The organism is Amycolatopsis pittospori (genome assembly GCF_013870525.1).
Classification (GTDB): Bacteria; Actinomycetota; Actinomycetes; order Mycobacteriales; family Pseudonocardiaceae; genus Amycolatopsis; species Amycolatopsis pittospori.
Genome location: NZ_JACBXD010000005.1, coordinates 1 through 19216, shown reverse-complemented (window position 1 = coordinate 19216; position 19216 = coordinate 1). Strand labels below are relative to the sequence as shown.

The following is a 19216-nucleotide window of genomic DNA, read 5'->3' as shown; positions in this document are numbered from 1 at the left end:
CGGAGAAGGACGTTCGAACATGGTGATGCGCGACCTGCGCTACTTCGGGGATCCCGTGCTCAAGACCGTATGCGACCCGGTCACGAAATTCGACAAGAAGATCGAGTCGCTGGTGACCGATCTGATGGACGGGGTGAAACCGGCCGGGCGCGCGGGACTCGCGGCGCCGCAGATCGGCGTCGGCCTGCGGGTGTTCAGCTACGACGTCGGCGGCCTGACCGGATACGTGATCAACCCGGAGATCGCCGAACTCTCCGAGGAGACGCACGAGATCGGCGAGGGCTGCCTTTCCGTTCCGGAGCTGTGGTTCCCGGTGGTGCGTGCGAAGCGGGCCGTCGTGCGCGGTGTCGATCTGCGCAACGAACCGGTCGAGGTCGAAGGCGTCGACGTCCTCGCGCAGTGCCTGCAGCACGAGACCGACCACCTCGACGGCAAGCTCTATCTGGACCGGCTCACCGCCGAGCGCAAGAAGCAGGCCCTGGGCGAGGCCCGGGGCAAAGACTGGTTCTGGAAGCGCTGACCCCTTCCCCTCTCTCATCGCATTCAGTCCTCTGGATGCGGTAGTCGGGGGTACGAACTACCGCGTTCAGAGGACTAAACGCGGGGGTTGGGGAGCGCGAAACGCAGGGTGCCGGAATCCCCGGGGACGCGTTCGGGGCGCAGGCCCACCCGGGCCGCGGTCCGGTAGAGGGAATCGTCGCCGGGCAGGCAGACGGCGGCGAGTTCGGTTTCTCCCTTGGCCGTGGCGAGGACGGCGAGCCGGGTCAGCAGGGCCGAGCCGATTCCCTGGCGCTGCCAGGAATCCTCGACCAGGAGCGAGACCTCGGCGGCGCCGCCGTTCGCGGCCGGGATCAGCTGACCGAGCCCGATCACGTCCCGGCCGCAGACCGCCAGCAGGCTCACCCCGCGCGGCGGCATCAGCAGCCGGTGCAGCCAGCGACGCGGCACGGCGCGCATCCCGGTGTGATAGCGATGGAAGAGCGTCGTCATCGAACATCTCTGGTGCAGCGCGGAAACCGCCTCCGCGTCACCGGGAACGCCCTTCCGCAGGACGACCGCGGCGCCGTCGGGCCGGTCGAGCACGATCGGCCCGGTCACGTTGTCGCGTACCGCGGTCATCAGGCCGATCAACGCGACGGCCCGGCTCAGTTCCAGTTCGACGAACGGCGACCACCGGCGGCGCGCGACGAAGGCGGTGCCGTCCCCGGCGGGGAAAACCGCCCGGTGCCCGCCTTCGGTGCGGGCCGGGTTCGCCTCGATCGACGGGACCTTCGTGACGAGGTCGGCCGCGAGGACGCCGCGGAGCACCTCCGCGAGCCCGCCGGGCTCCTCCGCGGCCCGTTTGGCCGACGTGAGCGTCGCGGTGGCCGGGTCGACGAGTTCGGCCAGGTCCGCGTCGATGACGGCGGAGCATTCGCAGCCCTCGTCGCGGATCGCGTCGATGAGCAGTTGCCGCGGCAGCCCGGTGGCCGGCCGCAGGACGATCTCGTCGAGCACGCCGCCGGGAACCGGGAGCACCGACAGCCCGAGGATGTTGCACTCGAGGTCGGCCAGCCGGATCGCGATCCTGGCGAGGGTGCCGGGGCGGTCGTCGACGCGGATCCGGACCCGCCAGGCCGACGCTGTCGTCGTCTCGTCGACGGAATGAACCTGAGTGGTCCTGACTCGAGAGGTCTCCATGCCTTCCACGGTCCCGGCCGGTTGTTGCCTGCCCACGGCGCCGGTGTTTCGCTCAGGTCAGCGTTCGGTGCCGCCGCGCAATCCCGGCGAAACACTCAGCGGGGCTCGATCAGGCGGAACTCGTTGCCTTCCGGGTCCCGCAGGACGTCGTCGTCCAGCACCGTCGCGCCGAGTTCGCGAAGACGCCGGACCTCGGCCGCGCAATCACCGCCGGGTGGTGGCGCGAGGGTGAAACGCAGCCTGTTCTCGTGCTGTTTCTCCTGTTCGGAGGCCAGGAACTCGACCCAGGGCCCCCGGCCGTCCGGTGGCCGCAGACCCACGATCGCCTGCTCCCGGACGCCGATCTCCCAGCCGAGCGCGGCCGCCCAGAACCCCGCGACGCGAGCCGGGTCACGGGCATCGGTGACGACCGAGGCGATCGAGCCGGTGCCCGCGTACTGCTCGCGAGGTTCGAGGACGCAGAACTCGTTGCCCTCGGGATCCGCCAGCACCACCCACGGCACCCTTTTCTCCTCCGGCGGCCCCTGGCCGACGTCGACGTGCCGCGCGCCGAGGGACAGCGCGCGGTCCACGAGTGCGGCCTGGTGCCCCGGCGTCCGGCTCGCCAGATCCAGATGCAGCCGGTTCTTGCCCCGCTTCGCCTCCGCCTCGGGACGGAAGGCCAGGCCGAACGGGGCGTCCCAGCTGATCAGCCCTTTCCAGAAACCCGCCAGATCTCTGGAAAGGGCCGAGTCGAAGACCAGGTTCACCAGGTGTGTTCCCACCTCGGTGACCCTAGACCGACACTTCTGACCGGTTTGGCTTCCCCACCGACCGGTCATCGGGTCGCGAGCCGCAACAGGGCCCAGAGTTGTCCCGCCATGTCCTGGTCTCCGCTGACCGTCACCGCCGTCGGACCCGCCCGGCCCCAGAGCCAGCGGTAGATCTTGTCCGGTTTCCCGGTGATCAGATCGTCCGCCCGCTGCGCCTCTTCGGCCGAGCATCGCCAGGCGACCGTCTCCGAAGGTCCGGCCCTGGCGATCCAGTTGTGGCCCTCGGTGCGGACGCCGACCGATCCCGTCCTGGTCCCGGACAGCCCCAGCAGCGGCAATCGCTGGCCGAACCAGAGCGTCAGCGCCTCGTCGATCCCGTCGAGGGCCACGTCCTCGGAGATCTCCGACGCCTCGCGCCCGGCCGCGCCCTCGGCGTCGATCCGGTGGATCGTCGTCTCGTGCGCCATCCGCCGCCGCCAGAACCCGTAGCTGCGGTCCGCCGGCCACCAGGTCGGCGCCAGTTCGTCCGCGTCGTGCGCGGACAGTTCGGCGACCAGTTCGTCCCGGCCCTCGCGGAAGTACTCCTCCAGCGACTGCCGCGGCCCCGGTTTGCGCTGCCAGTGCTCCGGACGCCGTCCGTCGGTGATCCACCGGCGGGTCACGCGGTACACGCTGCCCACGTGCCGGAGCACCTCACCGAGCGTCCAGCCCGGGCAGGTCGGGACCGGGGCGTCGGCGGACGCCGCGTGAGCCACCTGGGCCATCAGTTCGGTTTCGGCGCCGATCACCTCCAGGAACCGGCTCTGGTCGATCATGGCCTGCCCGGCCATCGGGCACCCCCTCTCCGTGGCGCGCTAGGCCACATGTGCCCCGTCACCCATCGGCAGCCCGTGCACCACCCGGCGCACCAGTTCCAGGAACACCCCGGCCGCCCGGGCCAGGTCGTCCGCCGTTTCGACGGTGACCTTGCCGGTGATCCCGGCCTGCGCGGCGGCCCGCGTCGCGGAGTTGGCCGCGAAGAACACCGCCCACTCCTTCAGTTCCGGCGCGACGGATTCGAGCAGCACCCAGCCGCTCGCCGGGCGGGCCCGGCCCCGGTGCGGACGCCCGCGGGCCTCCAGTACCGCCGCCGCGCCCCGCAGCGCGGCGAGATAAGCCCCGATGAACCGCTCCGCGGGATCGATCTCCCGCTCCGCCTCACCGAGACCGCGCCTGGCCTGTGCGTACAAGGAGACCGCCGCGGGTGGTGCCGGCGGGCGCAACGACATGGGCAGGGCGGGCTGCGCGGAGCCCCCCGGCCTCTCGGCTTCGTCGGGGGACACGACCGAAACGGACATGACGACCCTCCTCCTGTACGTGAGCGCCGGCCGGTGCCCGGTGCCGAGGCGCTTCCCCCGCCCCGGCTCCGGGCACCTACCGGTGCGCGCTCACCGAATGTCGAACGTCTGTTCGAACAAGACCAATGTAACCCTGAAGTGCCCCCTTCTTCAACCCCGGGCGGCCTCGACCCCATAGCGGGGTGATCGCCGCATGTGGTGCGGGACACCGGATCGGCCACGTGATCTCATAGGCCCATGAGCACCATCGACCAGCCCGGCCACCCCTCGGTGGCCAAGGTCGCGGCCGCGCTCGCCGAGGCGGGTCAGCAGACAGCCGCGGACGGGATCCGCATCCTCCCCGCCGAAGTCCGCACGGCCGCTCAAGCCGCCGAAGCGCTCGGCGTCGAGGTCGGCGCGATCGCGAACAGCCTCGTGTTCCGCAGCCGCACCGGCGGCACGGAGACCGCGCTGCTCGCCCTGACCTCCGGCGCGCATCGCGCCGACACCGGACTCCTCGCGTCGCTCGCCGGGGCCGACGAGATCGGCAAGGCGGACGCGGATTTCGTCCGCGAGCACACCGGCCAGCCGATCGGCGGGGTCGCGCCGGTCGGTCACCCGAAGGCGTTGACCACCTTCGTCGACACCGCGTTGGGCGCCCACGAAGTGGTCTGGGCCGCCGCAGGACACCCGAAGTCGGTGTTCCCCACGACGTTCGCTCGTCTCGTCGAACTGACCGGGGGCACTCCCGCGGACGTCGCGGGCGACGGGCAGGATGGGCGTCCGTGACCGCGATGTCCTCGGAATGCACCCGCTACGTCCAGCTGTCCGCGGACGAGTTCCGCGCCCGGCTCCCCGAGGCGCTGACCATCTACGTCGAAGCCATGCGCTACCCCGAAGGCACGGCGGAACAGCGCGCCCCGATGTGGCTCACGCACGCGTTGCGCGAGGGCTGGCGCTGTATGGCCGCGCTCGACGCGGACGGCGTCCTGCTCGGGCTCGCGTACGGCTACAAGGGCCGCGGCGGCCAGTGGTGGCACGAGCAGGTCCGCCACGGCCTGACCCGCCGTGACGGCCAGGCCGCCGCCGAGCACTGGATGTCCGACTACTTCGAGCTCACCGAGATCCACGTCAGCCCCGGCAGCCAGGGGAAGCGGATCGGCGAGGATCTCCTGCGACGGTTGCTCGACGGCGTGCCCAGCGCCCACGTCCTCCTTTCCACGCCGGAGGGCACCAGCCGGGCCTGGAACCTCTACCGGCGCGTCGGATTCGTCGATGTGCTGCGGGACTACCACTTCGCCGGGGATCCGCGGGCGTTCGCGATCCTCGGCCGGACGCTGCCGCTCTAAGGCTTCGTATAGGCGAGGGCGAGCGCGGCGATCAGCACCGCCGCGCCGCACCAGCCGACGGCGCCGAGCCGTTCCCCGAGGACCACCATGGACAGCAGCGCGGCGGTCAGCGGTTCGAGGAGCGCGGACAACGCGGCCGGCACGGGATGCGCGCCTTCGAGACCGCGGAAGTACGCGGCGTACGCCAGCGCGGTCGGCACGACGCCGAAGTAGAGGACGAGCGCGAGCACGTCGGCCTCGACCGGCATCGCCATCCCGGACCACAACGCGGCGGGAGTGAGCGCGGCGCCGCCGATCAGACAGCCGAAAGCCGTGGTGGGCAAGGGATCCAACCCCTCGACGCGAGTCGCGGTGACCAGCGTGAGCGCGGCGAACCCGGCCGCGGCGAGCAGGGCGAACAGCACTCCGGCGAGGTCGGCGCTCTCCCCCGGCGTCCACTGCAGCAGCGCGAGACCCACCAGCGAGCCCACGAGGGACACCAGCGTCCAGGTTCCGGGCAGACTGCGGGTTTTGACGACGGTCGCGACGGCGAGCAGCACGGGCGCGCTGCCGATGGTGGTCATGGTCGCGACGCTCACCGAACTCAGCGAGACGGCGACGAAGTAGCTGGTCTGGAACAACGCGAACAGCCCGCCGACGGCGAGCAGACGACGTCGGGCCGCCGAGGTCCGGAGAACGCCGCGAAGGCCTCCGGTGAGCTTTCCGGTGAGCCAGAGGTAGCCGGTGGCGATCGCGCCACCGATGAGCAGCCGGTATGCGGCGACGCTCAGCGGATGCAGCCCCGCGCGGGACGCGAGCAGGGAACCGGCGAGGCCGCCGGTCCCCCAGAGGACACCGGCGAGGACCAGCGCCGCGGAAGATTTCGCGCGCGTGGGTACGGCAACGGAAACGGACATGGGAAACGCTCCTGCGTCTTGTCGTGTCAAGGGACGGCGACGACGCGGGGTGCTTTCAGCGCATCACTTTTCGGCCGGACGGCTGGAACGCCGCACGGCCGCACACACCCCGCTCAGGAGGCTGGGGGTGGGGTGACGAGAAAGATCCGGTGCACGAGGGGAACGTATCAAGGGGCGGGCGGGGGCCGCACGTGAATTGCGGGAGCACCCACCTTGGGCTGATCCCGAAGTCCGTGAAGGGCTCCTTGCCTACCTTGAAAGTAGGCGAGGAGCCCTTCACGGACTCGGGTGGGTTCGAAGGACCACAGCTCAGTCCAACGCGGCCAGCATCTCCCGCAGCGTGTCCAGTCCCATCCCGCCGAGCGCCAGCGCCCGCGTGTGGAACCGCTTGATGTCGAAGGCGTCGCCCTGACGGGCCCGGGCGTCGTCGCGCGCGGCGAGCCAGAGACGTTCCCCGAGTTTGTACGACGGCGCCTGTCCCGGCCAGCCGAGGTACCGGTCGATCTCGTCGTGCACGTGGGCCGGGTCGGTGATGGTCCGGGTGAGCATGAACTCGAGGCCGAGGTCGGGTGTCCACCGCTCGCCCTCGTGGAATCCGGTGCCCGCCGGGATCTCCAGTTCCAGGTGCATGCCGATGTCGACGATCACGCGGGCGGCGCGGAACAGCTGTTCGGACAGCATGCCGAGGAGTTCGCCGTCGTCGGCGAGGAAGCCGAGGTCCTCCATGAGGCGCTCGGAGTACAGCGCCCAGCCCTCGGCGTGCCCGGAGGTGAACGCCAGCAGGCGCTGGTACTTGTTGAGCGACTCCGACTGGTCGACCGCGGTCGCGATCTGCAGGTGGTGGCCCGGCGCGCCCTCGTGGTAGACGGTGCTGACCTCGCGCCAGGTGGTGAACTCCTCCTTGCCCTGCGGCAGCGACCACCACATGCGGCCGGGGCGCGAGAAGTCCTCGCTGGGCCCGGTGTAGTACGCGCCGACGGTGCCGCCCGGCGGGGCGATCTTGCACTCCAGCTCCATGACCCGGTCGGAGATGTCGAAGTGCTTGCCGCGCAACGACTTCAGCGCGTTGTCGGACAGATTCTGCATCCAGGCCTGGAATTCCGAGCGGCCGCGCACGACGTACTTCGGATCGGCGTCGAGGGCGGCGGCCGCCTCGGCCAGGGTCGCGCCGGGCTTGATGCGGTCGGCGACCTCGCGCATTTCCGCTTCGATGCGGGAGAACTCGGCCCAGCCCCAGGCGTAGGCCTCGTCCAGGTCGAGGGTGGCGCCGGTGAAGACACGGGACCAGAGCTTGTAGACCTCGGCGCCGACGGCGTCCTTGACCGGTGCCTGCGGGGCGAGTTCGGCGCGGAGGAAGCCGGCGAACTCCGCGTACGCCTCCTGCGCGGCGTTCGCGGCCTGGTCGAGTTCGGCGCGGAGCTTCTCGTCGACGTTCTTCGCGCCCGAGGCCAGCGTGCTGAAGAACCCGGCGTCCTCCTTGAGCCCGGCCCAGGTCTCGGCCTGCTCGGCGACCTTGCCGACCTGGCGCAGCGCCGCGACACGACCCGCGCCGGCGGCCGCGAGCAGCGACGCGCGGAGCTGGTCCAGCGCCTCGGGGACCTTGGCCATCCGGGCGGCGATGGTCGCCCAGTCCGACTCGGTGTCGGTGGGCATGAGGTCGAAGACCATCCGCAGGTTCTGCGCGGGACCGTCGATCACGTTCAGCACGGCGAGGTCGAGACCGGCCTCGTGGATCTCCAGCGTCAGCCCGATCCGCTCGGTGAAGACCGCCTTCGCCGCCCTCTCGGCGTCGTCGGCGGGCTCGGCCGCTTCGATGTCGGCCAGCGCGCGGGCGGCGATGGCGGCCCGCGCCGCGTGCCCGGCGGGCGAGTAGTCGGTCAGCTGATCGTCGTATCCGGTGACGCCGAGCATCGTCGCCTCGACCGGGTCCGCCGCCGCGATCTCGTCGACGAACCGGTCACAGATCTGATGCACACCGTGCTCTGTTGAAGCCATGCCCGGCACGCTACCGGGACCACGGGCGACTTCGGTACGGAGTTACGCGCGGGCGGGCACCAGCCCGAGCCTGCTGACCACCTCACGTGTGGCCTTGGACCGGTTGAACGTGTAGAAGTGCAGGTCGGGGACGCCTTCGGCGATGAGCCGCTCGCACAGCTCGGTCACCGTGTCGATACCCGCCGCGCGGAACGCCTTGGGGTCGTCGGCCAGCGGTTCGAGCCGGTCCAGGAGCCGGCTCGGGGCGGGCGCGCCGGACAGCTTGATCGACGTGTGCAGGGTCCGCAGCGTGGTCAGCGGCATGATCCCGGGGATGACCAGCGCCTCGCAGCCGGTGGCGGCCACGCGATCCCGCAGGCGGAGGAAGTCCTCGGGTTCGAAGAACAGCTGCGCGATGGCGAAATCCGCGCCCGCGCGGAGTTTGCGCACGAGGTATTCGGTGTCGGCTTCGAGGTTCGCCGACCTCGGGTGGCCGTACGGGAACGCCGAAACGCCGACGCAGAAGTCACCCAGCGAGCGCACCAGTTCGACGAGTTCTTCGGCGTAGTTGAGGCCGTCCGGATGCGGGACCCAGTCGCCGTAGACGTCGCCGGGCGGGTCGCCGCGCAGCGCGAGGATGTTCCGGACGCCGACGGCGGCGTACCAGCCGATGACGTTGCGCAGCTCCGCGACCGAGTGGTTCACGGCCGTGAGGTGCGCCATCGGCACCAGCGTGGTCTCGGTGGCGACACGGGCGATGCTGCGGATCGTGCCGTCGCGGCTGGAGCCGCCGGCGCCGTAGGTGATCGACATGTACGCCGGGTCCAGTGGCTCGAGTTCCCGGATCGACTTCCACAGCACGGCCTCGTCCGCCGTGTCCCTCGGAGGGAAGAACTCGATGGAGAACACGGGTCCATCACCCTGCAACCGCTCGACCACCGACGTCATACCGCCATGTTAAGGGGGAAAGTCCGCTGGCTGGGAGCCCCCTCTCAGGCAATGGACGTGCGACTTCAGCCACTCGCGAGCCGACCTCCACCAGAGGTTGCCGACCCGTGCCCACCTGGGGAGACTCTTCAGACAAGCACAGGGAGCCGACATGAGCGCCGAAAACGACACCAGCTGGGACGAAGATGTCCGCGTCGCGGTCTACCGGGCCTTCGCCGACCATGGGAGGCCGCCGACGGCACCGGAACTCGCCGACGCCGCTCACGGATCACTCGCGGTGGCGAAACAGGCGCTGCACCGGCTCGCGGAGCAGCGGCACCTGGTGCTCGACGCCCGCGAGCACGTCGCGATGGCCCATCCTTTCGCCGCGATCCCGCTGGGGTTCTCGGTGATGGGTACCAGCACGCTGTGGTGGGGCGGCTGCGCGTGGGACGCGTTCGCGATCCCCCATCTGGTGAAGGCCGAACCCGAGGTGCTGGTGTCCACGCGCTGCCGCGGCTGCGGCGAACCGCAGGCCCTGATGGTGAACGACCAGACGCCTCCGAAGGGTGATCTGGTCGCGCATTTCCTGGTCCCGGCGGCCCGGATGTGGGACGACGTCGTGCACACCTGCGGTAACCAGCGACTGTTCTGTGGCGAGTCCTGTGTGGACGGTTGGCTCGCGGAAACGGGACAGGACAAGGGATACGTCATGGATCTGGCGATCCTGTGGCGGCTCGCGGCCGGCTGGTACACGGGCAGGCTCGACCACGGCTACCGGCGGCGGGAACCGGCTGCCGCGGCCGCGTACTTCACCCAGGCCGGACTGAGCGGCCCGTTCTGGGCCTAGGGCGTGTTTCACAAGTCGGGTTCGCGGTCTTCGCGCCCAGGCGGCCCCTGACGGCACGGCGGATACGCCCGAGTACGACCCCCGGTACGAGGGCGATCCGCCCGCACCGCCAGGAACCACCTGGATCACGAAGCCCATCGAACAGACTTATGAAACACGCCCTAGACCAGGAACCCCTGGACCAGGAACCTCAGCGCGGCCGCGACGACGACCCCGCACAGGATCGCGGCGAGCACCGGGACACGCAGGAGGTAGGTCACCGCGATCGCGGCCAGTCCGGCGCAGAGTGTCCAGTCCACGCCGGTCCAGGCCGGACCGGTGACGTCGGTGAGTACGAGACCGGCCAGCAGCGCGGGCGCCAGCAGGGCGATCACCCCGGCCAGACGCGGCGGCAGTTCCCGGTCGCCGAGCAGGACCGGTCCCGCGGCCTTGAATCCGATGCTGACCAGCGCCACGGCGACGATGGCGATCCAGAGCGTCATCGGCGCACCGCCAGTCCCAGCAACGCGGCGGCGGACGCGCCGATCAGCGCGAGGCCCACCGGGACGAACAGGACCAGGATCCCGGCCAGGCAGGCGGCCAGCGCCGCGGCCTGGACCGCTTCACGCGAACGGCGCATCTCGTCGATGAGCAGGACCAGGAAGAAGCCGGGGAAGACGACGTCGAGCCCGAAGCGCGTGACGACGTCCGGCGGCGGGGCCGCGAGGACGCCGAGCACGGTGCCCAGTACCCAGGCGGGCAGTTGGACGAGCGTGCAACCGATGAGTTTCTCGCGGTCGAAGCGTCCGCCGCCGAGATGGGCGGCCACCCACGAACCGTCGACGACGGCCTGGCCTTCCCACGCGCGGCGCAAGCGCCCGCCGCGCAGATCCCCGGCGACGGAGACCCCCATCGGCAGGAAACGCGCGTTGATCAGGGCGGCCGCGCCGACCGCTACGGCGATGTTGCCGCCGCCTGCCAGCGCGGTGGCCATCGCGAACTGGGCCGAGCCGGAGAAGATGAGGATCGACGCCGCGATCGGAGCGACGATCCCCCAGCCCAGGGTCTGGCTGTAGGCGCCGAAGGTGACACCGAGGACGAAGGTGGCGACACCCAGTCCGAGCCCGACACGGGCACCGGAGAGGTAGCGCTGCCGGAGCGTTGTCATATCCCCGACCCTAACAAGCTAAACTGAGTTTGACCATTAGGAGGATTCGTGAGCGACCCTTGGGACGGCTACGACAGCGTCGGCGGGAGTGTGCCGTTGGACCTGGTCAACACCGTTTCCTGGCGCCGCGACCCGGCCCGGCGGGACGATCGGCTTTCCGATCCGGTGCGGCTGTCCGAGTGGGTCGTCCTGATCGGTCTCGGCGAGGAACGACTGGAGATCTCCGAGGAGGTCCTGGAGGCGGTGAAGGCGTTCCGCGAGACGCTCTATCGCGTGCTCGTGTCGGATCCGCCGGACGCCTCGGCCCTGCGGAAACCGCTGCTCGCGGCGTACCGGCACGCCGAACTCGCGGCGTCCTTGCCGTTGCGATGGACGGTCCCGCTCACCGACGGCGCCGCCCTGCCGCATCGGCTCGCGCTGGCGGCCGAGGAATTGCTGCGGTCCGGGGACCTCGCGCGGATCCGGGAGTGCGAAGGGCCGGGATGCGGCTGGATCTTCACCGACCACACGCGCAACCGTTCGCGGCGCTGGTGCAGTTCGTCGGACTGCGGGAACCGGGCACGGGCGAAGCGGCACTACGACAAGGGCCGCGGCTGACCGCACTACCGCGTTTAGTCCTCTGAATGCGGTAGTTGCACACGCAAGGACCGCATTCAGAGGACGAAATGCGGTGAGGGGGCGTCTGTTTCGCCACATTCCACGACACCCGACTGGGTCACGGAGGGGTCCTTCCCGGAGGATGTGCTCATGGACACGTCCGCCTACGACGCCGATCTGCCCGCCCACGTCGAGCGGGCGCTGGCCGGGTTCCTCGAGCGCGCCGGTGCCGAAATCCGCCGCACCGAGCCGAGCGTCGGGGTGGGGATCGACGCGCTGGCCGGATTCGTGCTCGGCGGCGGCAAACGCCTGCGGCCGACGTTCGCCTGGTGGGGTTGGCGCGGCGCGGGCGGCGATCCGGCCGGGCCGGACGTCGAAGGCGTGCTGCAGGCGGTCGCGAGTCTCGAACTGATCCAGGCCTGCGCGCTGATCCACGACGACCTCATCGACTCCTCCGATTCGCGCCGCGGTTCGCCGACGGTGCACATCGCCGGCGCCAAACTGCACGCCGACAGCGGCTGGCTGGGTTCGCCGAGCACGTTCGGGCTCGCGACCGCCGTCCTGGTCGGCGACCTCGCGCTCGCCTGGGCCGACGACATGTTCGGCGAAGCGCCCCTCCAGCCCGCGGCGTTGGCCGCCGCGCGGCCGGCGTGGCGCGCGATGCGCACCGAGGTGCTCGCCGGGCAGTACCTCGACGTCCGCACCCAGGCCACCGGCGACGCCTCCCCCGAGGCGGCGCTGCACATCTGCAAGCTCAAGACGGCCGCGTACACCGTCCAGCGCCCGCTGCACCTCGGTGCCGCGCTCGGCGGCGCCGACGAAGCCCTGATCGCGACGCTGCGCGAGTTCGGCGACGAGGTCGGCGTGGCGTTCCAGTTGCGGGACGACCTGCTCGGCGTGTTCGGCGACCCGTCGGTCACCGGCAAACCCGCGGGCGACGACCTGCGTGAGGGCAAGCGCACGCTGCTGGTCGCGCTGGGTCTGCGGCGGGCGGCGGAACAGGGCAAGGACGCCGCGGCGCGGGTCATCTCCGACGCCATCGGCGACGCGCACCTGTCCGAGGACGCTGTCGAGAACGTGCGAGAAGCGTTGCGGGACGTCGGCGCCGTCGACGCGGTGGAGAGCCGCATCGACGAGCTCACCGAGTCCGCGATGGCCACCCTGGAACGCGCCCACCTGGCCGAACCGGCCCCCGCCGCGCTGACCGGTCTGGTCGTCAAGGCGACCCAGCGGACGTACTGATGCGGACCGTCACCGGCCCCAGTGACCACGTGGTGGTGATCGGTGCCGGGCTCGCCGGCTTGTCGGCGACGCTGCACCTGCTCGGCGCGGGCCGCCGGGTGACGCTGCTGGAGCAGGACAAGATCCCGGGCGGACGCGCCGGGCAGGCGGACTTCGGCGGCCACACCGTCGACACCGGCGCCAGCGTGCTGACCATGCCGGAACTGCTCGACGAGGCCTTCTCCGCGGTGGGCGAATCCCTGGCGGACAACCTGACGCTGACCCGGCTCGATCCCGCGTATCGCGCGCGGTTCGCCGACGGCAGCACGATCGCCGTGCACACCGAAGCCGCGGCGATGGAGGCCGAGATCCGCGCGGCCGCCGGTCCGGCCGAGGCCGACGGTTACCGCCGTCTGCGGCGTTGGCTGACCGAGCTGTACGCGGTGCAGAAGGACCATTTCATCGGCGCGAACTTCGACTCGCCGCTCGGTCTCGTGCGCCCGGAACTGGCGAAACTGGCCGCGCTGGGCGGTTTCGGACGGCTCGGCCCGAAGATCGGCGGCTTCCTGCGCGACGACCGCGTGCGACGGCTGTTCTCCTTCCAAGCGCTCTACGCGGGGCTCGACCCGGCCCGCGCGATCGGCGCGTACGGCGTCATCTCCTTCATGGACACCGTCGGCGGGGTCTACTACCCGTCGGGCGGAATGGGCGCGATCGCGCGGGCGATGGCGAGCGCCGCCGAACGCGCCGGGGCCGAACTGCGGTTCGGCACCGAAGCCGCTTGGCTGGAAAGGGTTTCTTCGCGGGTGCGCGCGGTACGGACCCGCTCCGGCGAGCGGATCCCTTGCGACACCGTCGTTCTCGCCACCGAACTCGGCACCGCGTACCGGCTGCTCGGCGCCCGTCCGCGGCGGGTGCTGCCGCTGCGGTATTCGCCGTCGGCGGTGGTGCTGCACGGGCACGCGGCGAAATCGTGGCCGGATTTGGGCCACCACACCATCTTCTTCGGCCGCGCCTGGGAAGAGACGTTCTCGGAGATCATCCGCGAAGGCAAGCTGATGAGCGACCCGTCGCTGCTGGTGACCCGCCCGACCGCGACCGAACCGGAGCTCGCCCCCGGCGGCGAGCAGGTCGTCTCGGTGCTCGCCCCGGCGCCGAACCTGCGCCGTGGCAAGATCGACTGGGACCGCGTCGGGCCCGCTTATCGCACGGAACTCCTGCGGACACTGGAAAAGCGCGGCCTCACCGGTTTCGCGGAGGATTTCACCGTCGACGAGATGATCACCCCGGCGGGCTGGGCCGAACGCGGCCTCACCGCGGGCACCCCGTTCTCGCTCGCCCACACCTTCACCCAGACCGGCCCGTTCCGGCCGGGGAATCTCTTGCGGGCGGCGGAAAACGTCGTACTGGCCGGCTGTGGGACGACTCCGGGCGTCGGCATCCCGCCGGTGGTGATCTCCGGCAGGCTCGCGGCGGGAAGGGTCACCGGCCGATGAACGAACTCGACGCGGCGGGCATCACCGAACCGGCGTTGCGGGCCGCGTACACCGCATGCCGCCGCATCAACGCGCACTACGGCCGCACCTTCTTCCTCGCGACCCGGCTGCTGCCGTCGCGAGCGCGGCCGTTCGCGCACGCGCTGTACGGCTTCGCGCGGATGGCGGACGAGCTCGTCGACAATCCCGCGCCGGGCACCGATCCGGCGCTCGCGCTCGACGAGGTCGCCGGACTGGTCGGTCAGGTCTTCGAAGGCGGCACGCCCGCCGATCCCGTGCTGGCCGCGCTCGCCGACACCGTGCGGCGGCACGACCTTCACCGCGACCTGTTCGACGCGTTCCTCCGGTCGATGGCGATGGATCTCAAGGTCACCGAGTACGCGACCTACGCCGATCTCAAGGAGTACGTCCACGGTTCGGCCGAGGTGATCGGCCTGCAGATGCTGCCCGTTTTCGGCACCGTCGTCCCGGTCGCCGAAGCGGAGCCCGGCGCGGCGGCGCTGGGTGAGGCGTTCCAGCTGACGAACTTCCTGCGCGACATCGGCGAGGACCTCGACCGGGGGCGGCTCTATCTGCCCACCGGGGAGCTGGCCGCGTTCGGCGTCGACCGCGACCTGCTCGAATGGTCGCGTGCCCGCGGGCTCCCGGACCGGCGGATCCGCCGCGCGCTCGCGGTGGCGGTGGCGCGCAACCGGGCGGTGTACCGGCGGGCCGAAGCGGGAATCCCTTTGCTGCGTGAGGAAGCCCGCCCCTGTGTGCGGACGGCGCTCGTCCTCTACGAAGGCATTCTCGACGAGATCGTGGCGCTCGGTTACGACGTGCTGAACACCCGCGCAGTCGTGCCTCGCCGTCGTCGCGCGGCCGTCGCCCTCCCGAGGCTACTGGCGAGCGCGTGGAGCAACTCCAGGCTTAAGGTGCGGACATGACCACTGCTTCGAACAGGAAGATCCGGATCGGCGTCCAGCTGCAGCCGCAGCACGCCGAGTACAAGGCGATCCGCCGGGCGGCTTCGGAGGCCGAAGACCTCGGTGTGGACATCGTGTTCAACTGGGACCACTTCTATCCGCTGTACGGCGAGCCCGAGGGCCTGCACTACGAGTGCTGGACCATGCTGGGCGCCTGGGCGGAATCCACGTCGCGGGTCGAGATCGGCGCGCTGGTGACGTGCAACAGCTACCGCAACCCCGAACTGCTGGCCGACATGGCCCGCACCGTCGACAACATCTCCGACGGACGGCTCATCCTCGGCATCGGCTCCGGCTGGTTCGAGAAGGACTACGACGAGTACGGCTACGAGTTCGGCACCGCCGGCGGCCGGCTCGACAACCTCGCCGAGGCGCTGCCGCGGATCGAGTCCAGGCTCGGGAAGCTGAACCCGCAGCCGGTCCGCGACATCCCGGTGCTGATCGGCGGTGGCGGCGAGAAGAAGACGCTGCGCCTGGTCGCGAAGCACGCCGACATCTGGCACGGCTTCGGAGACCCGGAGGTCGTCGAGCGCAAGGTCAAGATCCTCGACCAGCACTGCGCCGACGTCGGCCGCGACCCGAAGGAGATCGAGCGGTCCGTCGCCGTGCAGGAGAAGCCCGAGGAGCTGGGGCCGAAGCTGCTGGAGCAGGGCGTCTCGCTGTTCACCGTGGCGACCGGTGGCCCGGACTACAACTTCGACCTGCTGCGCTCCTGGATCGCTTGGCGGGACAAGCAGGGCTGACCGTCCCTTTCCCGCACCCGAGGCGTGCTATGAACGGCCCGTTCCTTGCAAATTTTGCAAGGAACGGGCCGTTCATAGCGTCGGCGACTACTTCCGGCGGTGAGCCGCGACCCGCTCCCGAGTAGCGCATCGCGTCGAGCAGTACCGACGCGGACTTCCCCCACCTAAGTGCGCGAAGGGCTTCCCACAACCCGAAGCGGCACACAGCCCGCCCGGCGCCGCCTGACGGTCCGCCAGCAGCACCGCCAGCGCCAGCGCGGACGACGTCACCAGCCACGCACCCCACGGCCCGTCGTCGTCGGCGTCCACATGCAGGTGCCAGCCGAAGCCGGCGTCGTGATCGGTCAGCCGCGGCGGATGCGCGTAGCGGGCCAGCAGGCGGTTGAGTACTTCGGCCGCCTCCGCGGTATCGCGCGCCGCGAAGACCTCCCGCAGTTCGAGGGCCGCTTCACGCAGCGAAGCCACATCTGACGACGTCAGGCGAACGTCGGTTTCGCCATGAGCTTCCAGGACGATCTGGACGTCCGGAACCGAAGGTTCCCCGAGCAGGACCTCCAGCAGATCCACCGCACGCTGTGCCGCCGCGCGCGCCGACCGGCCGGGGAGAAAGTCCCGCTTTGCTGAAGTCATACCCCCACTGTAACGTCTTCCTCATGATAAGACGTTACAGGCTCGCCGTCTATCTCACCGGTGCGACGGTGGCCCGCACCGGCGACGAGTTGTCCGGACCGGCGTTGCTCCTGCTCGGCCTGAGTATCGAGGGCTCGGCCGCGATCGGTTCCGCCCTGTTCGCGGGCCTGACGATCTCCGCCGCGGCGGGTGGGCCGCTGCTCGGCGCCCTGCTCGACCGCAGCCCCCGCCCAGGGCGGCTGCTCGCGTGGGCGCTCCTCGCCTACGCGGGCGGGCTCGGCGCGGTACTCGCGCTCGTCGAAATCCCGGCGTCGATCGGGGTGGCCATCGTCGTGGGACTGCTCAATCCGGCGCTGGCCGGAGGCTGGACGGCCCAGCTGCCGAACGTCACCGGGCCGACACGGTTGGGGAGGGCGAGCACGCTGGACGCGATGACGTTCACCGCCGCGAGTCTCGCCGGGCCCGGGCTCGCCGGGCTCGTGGCCGCCTACGCGGGTGCCCCCGCCTCGGTGGCCGTGGCGATCGTCCTGGTCGCGGCGGCTTTTCCCGCGGCGTGGTCACTGCCCCCCGCCGAAGCCAAACCCACCAAACCGATCCGGCGGCAGCTCGCGGACGGCTTCCGTGTCCTGTTCCGCAACCGCGCGCTGCTCCGGGCCACCGCGACGTCCACGGTGTCCTTCGTCGGTATCGGGATCGCGGTGGTCTGCTATCCGCTGCTCGGCGCCCAACGGCTGGGGAATCCGGGTTTCGGCGCGCTCATGCTGACCGTGCTGGCGGCGGCGTCCCTGATCGCGAACGCCGTACTGGCCCGCAGGCCGCCTGCTCCGGATCGCACCGTGTTCGCCAGCACCGTCCTGCTCGCCGCGAGCTTCGTACTCGCGGCGGCCGGACACGACATGGTAACCCTGCTGGCCGCGGCGGTCCTCGCCGGATTCGCCGAAGGGCCCCAGCTTTCGGCGCTTTTCGCCATCCGGCATCGCGAAGCGCCCGCGGAAGTCCGGGCTCAGGTCTTCACGACGGCGGCGAGCGTGAAGATCACCGGACTGGCGACGGGCGCCGCGGGCGCCGGGCCGCTGAGCGCACTCTCCGTAACCGCCGGAATGATCGGCGCGGCGAGCTGCCAGGTCCTCGCGGCTGCGACGTATGTCCTGTTCGGAACGTCCGGGCGGACTAGAAGGCCATCGCCTGTGCGCGTCGCTTGACCTCGGTGCCGTGGCTGGTCCGGAGCGCGTTGACCGGCGTGGTGCCCGGCAGCGTGTCGTCCTCGGCGAAGAGCCAGCGCAGCATCTCCGTCCGGCTGAAACCGGAGTCCGCGAGCACGGTGATGGTGCCCGCCAGGCCCTTGACCACGCCGTCCTTCACCAGGAACGCGGCCGGGACGTACAGCTCGCCCTTGCGCCGCACGGCGATCAGGTGGCCGTCGCGCAGCATCTGGCGGACCTTGTTGGCCGAAACGTTCAGCGCGGTCGCGACCTCCGGAAGCGGGAGAACGGACACATCTGCTTCGAGAACGTCGTCGGCGACGGGGATACCACTCACAGGTGACACTGTGCCACATTCCGTCTCCCGCTCCTTTAGTGCGCATGGGTGACGGCGTGGCCTTGACCGGTCACGGCGTACGTCGTGACGGAAAGTGCCCACGCGGTGACGCATACCGCCGATTCGACGAAATGACGGAAATCGTGATCCCCGCCGGGCCAGGTCCCGTACACCAGAACATGGGCACTTCCGTACGATCCATAGCCGTGACACGCACGGACCCCACTCCGGTGGGCACTCTGCTCGAGGGCCGCTACCGGGTGGACAAGCTGCTCGCACGCGGTGGGATGTCGTCGGTGTACCGGGGCGTCGACACCCGCCTGGACCGCCAGGTCGCCATCAAGATCATGGACCCGAGATTCGCCGACGACCGGTCGTTCGTCGAGCGTTTCGAACGGGAGGCCCGCTCGGCGGCCCGACTGCACCACCCGCACGTCGTGGCGGTGCACGACCAGGGCTTCGACACCCCGGACGGGGAGGAATCCGGTCGCGCGTTCCTGGTCATGGAACTCGTCGACGGCGGAACCCTGCGCGAACTGCTCGCCGAACGCGGCCCGCTGGACGTCGCGCTCGCGCTGAGCATCACCGAATCGGTGCTGTCCGCGCTGGCCGCGGCGCACGCCGCCGGGCTGGTGCACCGCGACGTCAAACCGGAGAACGTGCTCATCGGCCGCGGCGGCACGGCGCTTTCGGGCGGTGTGGTCAAGGTCGGCGACTTCGGCCTGGTCCGCGCGATCGCGAGCGCGGGCACCACGAGTTCGAGCGTCATCCTCGGCACCGTCGCCTACGTCTCGCCCGAGCAGGTCGCCACCGGCGCGACCACGTCCAGCGGCGACGTCTACTCCGCCGGGATCCTGCTGTACGAAATGCTCACCGGCCGCACGCCGTATGTCGGCGACACCGCGCTTTCGGTGGCGTACCGGCACGTCAACGACGACGTCCCGCGCCCGAGCGAACTGCGGCAGGGGATCCCGCCCGCGCTGGACGAACTGCTCCTGCGCGCCACGCGTCGTGATCCGTCGCAGCGCCCGGCCGACGCCGCGGTCTTCCTGGCCGAGCTGAACCACCTGCGCACCGCCCTCGGTATCCCCTCGGTCCCGGTCCCCGTGCCGCTGCCCGCGGACGCCGACCGGG

At 70.7% G+C, this 19216-nt stretch carries 22 protein-coding genes; 11 read left to right on the top strand and 11 right to left on the bottom strand.

The features are described from left to right. Positions 1–19 precede the first annotated feature (19 nt). On the top strand, positions 20–520 hold the full coding sequence (def, locus tag H5J31_RS03985; protein WP_181771062.1) for a peptide deformylase: 501 nt from the start codon (positions 20–22) through the stop codon (positions 518–520). A 74-nt stretch (positions 521–594) separates the two neighbouring features. Here the strand turns inward: def and H5J31_RS03980 are convergent, their stop codons facing one another. The 4 genes from H5J31_RS03980 to H5J31_RS03965 form a co-directional block, all read right to left on the bottom strand. Next, entirely contained in the window at positions 595–1680 is a 1086-nt protein-coding gene (locus tag H5J31_RS03980) for a GNAT family N-acetyltransferase (protein WP_181771061.1), read from the bottom strand. Between the two features lie 95 nt (positions 1681–1775). Beyond that, complete coding sequence (locus H5J31_RS03975) at positions 1776–2444, bottom strand: VOC family protein (RefSeq protein WP_181771060.1); 669 nt, start codon at positions 2442–2444, stop codon at positions 1776–1778. Positions 2445–2497: 53 nt separating this feature from the next. Continuing rightward, positions 2498–3262, bottom strand: a complete 765-nt coding sequence (locus H5J31_RS03970) for a maleylpyruvate isomerase family mycothiol-dependent enzyme (protein WP_181771059.1) — start codon at positions 3260–3262, stop codon at positions 2498–2500. Positions 3263–3286: 24 nt separating this feature from the next. Beyond that, the gene (locus H5J31_RS03965) at positions 3287–3769 is read right to left on the bottom strand and encodes an SAV_6107 family HEPN domain-containing protein (RefSeq protein WP_181771058.1); all 483 of its coding nucleotides are present in this window, start codon (positions 3767–3769) and stop codon (positions 3287–3289) included. Between the two features lie 237 nt (positions 3770–4006). Between H5J31_RS03965 and H5J31_RS03960 the strand changes: the two genes are divergently transcribed. After that, positions 4007–4537 carry a YbaK/EbsC family protein gene (locus tag H5J31_RS03960; RefSeq protein ID WP_181771057.1) on the top strand — a complete coding sequence of 177 codons (531 nt, stop codon included), beginning with the start codon at positions 4007–4009 and terminating at the stop codon, positions 4535–4537. After that, entirely contained in the window at positions 4534–5097 is a 564-nt protein-coding gene (locus H5J31_RS03955; protein WP_181771056.1) for a GNAT family N-acetyltransferase, read from the top strand. The genes H5J31_RS03960 and H5J31_RS03955 overlap by 4 nt, the downstream gene beginning before the upstream one ends. On the opposite strand, the gene H5J31_RS03950 is transcribed toward H5J31_RS03955, so the two are convergent. The 3 genes from H5J31_RS03950 to metF form a co-directional block, all read right to left on the bottom strand. After that, on the bottom strand, positions 5094–5993 hold the full coding sequence (locus tag H5J31_RS03950; RefSeq protein WP_181771055.1) for a DMT family transporter: 900 nt from the start codon (positions 5991–5993) through the stop codon (positions 5094–5096). The two genes, H5J31_RS03955 and H5J31_RS03950, sit on opposite strands and share 4 nt — an antisense overlap. A 309-nt stretch (positions 5994–6302) precedes the next feature. Then, entirely contained in the window at positions 6303–7988 is a 1686-nt protein-coding gene (locus tag H5J31_RS03945) for a DUF885 domain-containing protein (RefSeq protein WP_181771054.1), read from the bottom strand. A gap of 42 nt (positions 7989–8030) precedes the next feature. Beyond that, positions 8031–8915 (bottom strand): methylenetetrahydrofolate reductase [NAD(P)H], encoded by an 885-nt coding sequence (gene metF / locus H5J31_RS03940; protein ID WP_181771053.1) that lies wholly within the window; start codon positions 8913–8915, stop codon positions 8031–8033. Between the two features lie 151 nt (positions 8916–9066). Here metF and merB point away from each other — a divergent pair, with 151 nt between their 5' ends. Beyond that, on the top strand, positions 9067–9744 hold the full coding sequence (gene merB / locus H5J31_RS03935; protein WP_181771052.1) for an organomercurial lyase: 678 nt from the start codon (positions 9067–9069) through the stop codon (positions 9742–9744). A gap of 161 nt (positions 9745–9905) precedes the next feature. Here merB and H5J31_RS03930 read toward each other — a convergent pair whose 3' ends face one another. Together H5J31_RS03930 and H5J31_RS03925 are read right to left on the bottom strand one after the other, a co-directional pair. Next, positions 9906–10226 (bottom strand): AzlD domain-containing protein, encoded by a 321-nt coding sequence (locus H5J31_RS03930; RefSeq protein ID WP_181771051.1) that lies wholly within the window; start codon positions 10224–10226, stop codon positions 9906–9908. Beyond that, positions 10223–10891: an AzlC family ABC transporter permease gene (locus H5J31_RS03925; RefSeq protein ID WP_181771050.1), complete on the bottom strand. Its 669-nt coding sequence runs from the start codon at positions 10889–10891 to the stop codon at positions 10223–10225. Before H5J31_RS03925 ends, H5J31_RS03930 begins: the two co-directional genes overlap by 4 nt. Positions 10892–10939: 48 nt before the next feature. Between H5J31_RS03925 and H5J31_RS03920 the strand changes: the two genes are divergently transcribed. The 5 genes from H5J31_RS03920 (at position 10940) to H5J31_RS03900 (ending at position 15913) form a co-directional block, all read left to right on the top strand. After that, positions 10940–11488, top strand: coding sequence for a CGNR zinc finger domain-containing protein (locus tag H5J31_RS03920; RefSeq protein WP_181771049.1), 549 nt, complete (start codon positions 10940–10942; stop codon positions 11486–11488). A 150-nt stretch (positions 11489–11638) separates the two neighbouring features. Next, positions 11639–12730, top strand: coding sequence for a polyprenyl synthetase family protein (locus H5J31_RS03915; RefSeq protein ID WP_181771048.1), 1092 nt, complete (start codon positions 11639–11641; stop codon positions 12728–12730). Further along, a complete protein-coding gene (gene crtI / locus H5J31_RS03910; protein WP_181771047.1) occupies positions 12730–14205 on the top strand; it encodes a phytoene desaturase family protein in 1476 nt (491 codons plus the stop codon). Before H5J31_RS03915 ends, crtI begins: the two co-directional genes overlap by 1 nt. Beyond that, on the top strand, positions 14202–15131 hold the full coding sequence (locus H5J31_RS03905; RefSeq protein ID WP_181771046.1) for a phytoene/squalene synthase family protein: 930 nt from the start codon (positions 14202–14204) through the stop codon (positions 15129–15131). The genes crtI and H5J31_RS03905 overlap by 4 nt, the downstream gene beginning before the upstream one ends. After that, on the top strand, positions 15128–15913 hold the full coding sequence (locus H5J31_RS03900) for an LLM class F420-dependent oxidoreductase (protein ID WP_181771045.1): 786 nt from the start codon (positions 15128–15130) through the stop codon (positions 15911–15913). The genes H5J31_RS03905 and H5J31_RS03900 overlap by 4 nt, the downstream gene beginning before the upstream one ends. An 87-nt stretch (positions 15914–16000) precedes the next feature. Here H5J31_RS03900 and H5J31_RS03895 read toward each other — a convergent pair whose 3' ends face one another. Next, a complete protein-coding gene (locus H5J31_RS03895; RefSeq protein ID WP_181771044.1) occupies positions 16001–16543 on the bottom strand; it encodes a CGNR zinc finger domain-containing protein in 543 nt (180 codons plus the stop codon). Between the two features lie 23 nt (positions 16544–16566). Between H5J31_RS03895 and H5J31_RS03890 the strand changes: the two genes are divergently transcribed. Continuing rightward, entirely contained in the window at positions 16567–17745 is a 1179-nt protein-coding gene (locus H5J31_RS03890; protein ID WP_181771043.1) for an MFS transporter, read from the top strand. Here H5J31_RS03890 and H5J31_RS03885 read toward each other — a convergent pair. Continuing rightward, on the bottom strand, positions 17714–18082 hold the full coding sequence (locus tag H5J31_RS03885) for a helix-turn-helix domain-containing protein (protein WP_181771042.1): 369 nt from the start codon (positions 18080–18082) through the stop codon (positions 17714–17716). The two genes, H5J31_RS03890 and H5J31_RS03885, sit on opposite strands and share 32 nt — an antisense overlap. A gap of 206 nt (positions 18083–18288) precedes the next feature. Here H5J31_RS03885 and H5J31_RS03880 point away from each other — a divergent pair. Continuing rightward, positions 18289–19216: protein kinase domain-containing protein (locus tag H5J31_RS03880; protein WP_181771041.1), on the top strand; the 928-nt coding region annotated here is incomplete at its 3' end.